The sequence below is a fragment of the Thermomonas sp. genome (assembly GCF_025993755.1).
Lineage (GTDB): Bacteria > Pseudomonadota > Gammaproteobacteria > Xanthomonadales > Xanthomonadaceae > Thermomonas.
The window spans coordinates 1-2,321 of sequence record NZ_JAMQHN010000096.1 but is presented as its reverse complement, the minus strand read 5'-3'; the positions used below and the strand labels follow the sequence as shown (position 1 = coordinate 2,321).

Annotated in this window: 3 protein-coding genes; 2 read left to right on the top strand and 1 reads right to left on the bottom strand. The window is 70.4% G+C overall.

What is annotated here, in order from left to right; genetic code table 11:
- A partial coding sequence (locus Q0X16_RS06715; RefSeq protein WP_297832331.1) for an ArsC/Spx/MgsR family protein occupies positions 1-199 on the top strand: 199 nt, incomplete at its 5' end.
- Complete coding sequence (gene dapE / locus Q0X16_RS06710; protein ID WP_297832330.1) at positions 196-1,326, top strand: succinyl-diaminopimelate desuccinylase; 1,131 nt, start codon at positions 196-198, stop codon at positions 1,324-1,326. The genes Q0X16_RS06715 and dapE, both read left to right, overlap by 4 nt.
- On the opposite strand, the gene Q0X16_RS06705 is transcribed toward dapE, so the two are convergent.
- The coding region (locus tag Q0X16_RS06705; protein WP_297832327.1) for a penicillin acylase family protein at positions 1,327-2,321 on the bottom strand (995 nt) is incomplete at its 5' end.

Below are 2,321 nucleotides of genomic sequence, written 5' to 3'. Positions count from 1 at the left end.
GTTGGTCAACAAATCGTCGACCACCTGGCGGCAGCTGCCGCCCAACCGCAAGTCGCCCGGCAGCGATGCCGAGTGGAAGCTGCTGCTGAAGGAGTATCCGCAGCTGATCCGGCGGCCGGTGGTGGTGCTGGACGATGGTCGCGTGGTGCAGGGGTTTTCCGACAACGGCTTCAAGAAGCTGTTCGGGGTCGGGACGTGAGCGCGGTGCTCGACCTGGCCTGCGCGCTGATCGCACGGCCTTCGGTGACGCCGGAGGATGCCGGGTGCCAGGCGCTGGTCGCGGAGCGCCTGCAGGTGACGGGCTTCGGCATCGAGCACCTGCGCTTCGGCGAGGTGGACAACCTGTGGGCCACGCACGGCGGGGACGAGGGTCCCGTCTTGGGGTTGCTGGGGCACACCGATGTGGTGCCGCCGGGTCCGCGCGAAGCATGGGCCAGCGACCCCTTCGTTCCCGAAGTCCGTGACGGCGTGCTGTACGGGCGCGGCGCGGCAGACATGAAGGGCAGCGTCGCGGCCTTCGTCATCGCGCTGGAGCGGTTCGTCGCCGCGCATCCGCGGCACCGCGGCAAGGTGGCGCTGCTGCTGACTTCGGATGAAGAGGGCGACGCCATCGACGGCGTGCGCAAGGTGGCGGAGGTGTTCCGCGAGCGCGGCGAGCGCATGGACTGGTGCATCACCGGCGAGCCGTCGTCGAAGTCTGTGCTGGGTGACCTGCTCCGGGTCGGGCGTCGCGGCAGCCTGTCCGCGACGCTGTCCGTGCACGGCGTGCAGGGCCACGTCGCCTATCCCGAGAAGGCGCGCAACCCCGTCCATCAGACGCTGCCGGCGCTGGCGGAACTGGCCGCGCGGCGCTGGGACGAAGGCTACGAAACCTTTCCGCCGACCAGCCTGCAGATCAGCAACCTCCACGCCGGCACCGGCGCCAACAACGTCATTCCGGGCGAGCTGCAAGTGCTGTTCAATCTGCGCTACAACCCGCATTGGCGCGCCGAACAACTGGAAGCCGAATGCGAGGCGCTCTTGCGCAGACATGCGCTGGATTTCGACATTCGCTGGCATCGCAGCGGCGAGCCGTTCCACACCCCGGAAGGCCCGCTGCGTGCCGCCGCGCGTGAAGTCCTGGCGCAGTTCTCCGGCGTGACGCCGGAGGAAAGCACCGGTGGCGGCACCTCGGATGCGCGCTTCATCGCCCCGCTGGGTGCGCAGTGCGTCGAAATCGGGCCGGTCAACGCCAGCATCCACAAGGTCGACGAGCGGATCCGGGTCGATGAGCTTGAGGCTCTGCCGGGGTTGTATCTGGCGCTGATGGAACGCCTGCTGGGCTGATCAATGCGCAGCAGGCACCAGGGTGAGCGTGTAGCGCGTTGGCCCCGGCAGGAAGGAACTCACGCTGCCGGCGACCCATTCGGCGTGGCCTGCGCCCCAGAACGGCGACAGCGGGTGGCCGCTCTGGCCGCCGGGCATGTGCAGGATGCCGTCGACCTCGTGCCCCGGCGAGACCACCATGCGCTCCGATGCGCCGAAATCGGGGGCGGTCACGCGCGGCATGTTGCCATCGCCCGCCAGCGGCTCGGCCGGCATGCACAACCAGCGTCTGCCCACCCGTGGAATGGCCCGGGCCAGCGGATGGCAGATGGCGGCCGTGTTGCGCTCGCCCCAGGTGCGCTGCGCCAGCGGGCCGATGGCCCGGAGTTCGCCCTGCACTTCCTTCGCCGCCGATTCGAACAGCGCGTCCCACGAGGCGTAGCCGCGCGGCAGCAGGTTGTCCGGACGCTGCGTGACCAGCGGCCAGACGACGCCCTCGAACTGCGGCGGATTCGGCACCGTGAAATCCTTGCCCAGGGCTTGCCGGGCAGGCGCGGTGAGGCCGGCGAGGATGCGTTGCTCCACGGCCAGCCGCCAGGCGCGGACGATGCGGTAGCTGACGGAATCCACGGATGCGCGTCCTTCCCAGAGGAATGCGGCGTCGGCCAGGGCGCGCAGCGCGGGCGTACCGGCCGCCCGCGCGCGTTCGAGCAGCAGCGCTTGCCAGGGAGCGAGCAGCAGCGCGCGGTCGTCGAGCTGGATCGCCAGCAGGTCGCGCTCATCGAACTGGGGCTTGCCCTGCAGGTCGTCGCGGATCTGCGCCGCCCGGGCGCCGAGCGCATAGCCGCCGTCGCCCACCCGGGCCAGGTCGGGCCCATCGAGGACGCGGGCGTTGGCTGTCCAGAGCCGGTCGTGTTGCGGCGAGCGCAACACGACGTGGCCGCGCGTGGTGAGCGTCCACGGCGGACAGGATTCGTGCGCTGGATCTTCGACCGTGGCCGCCTCGGTGCAGGTCT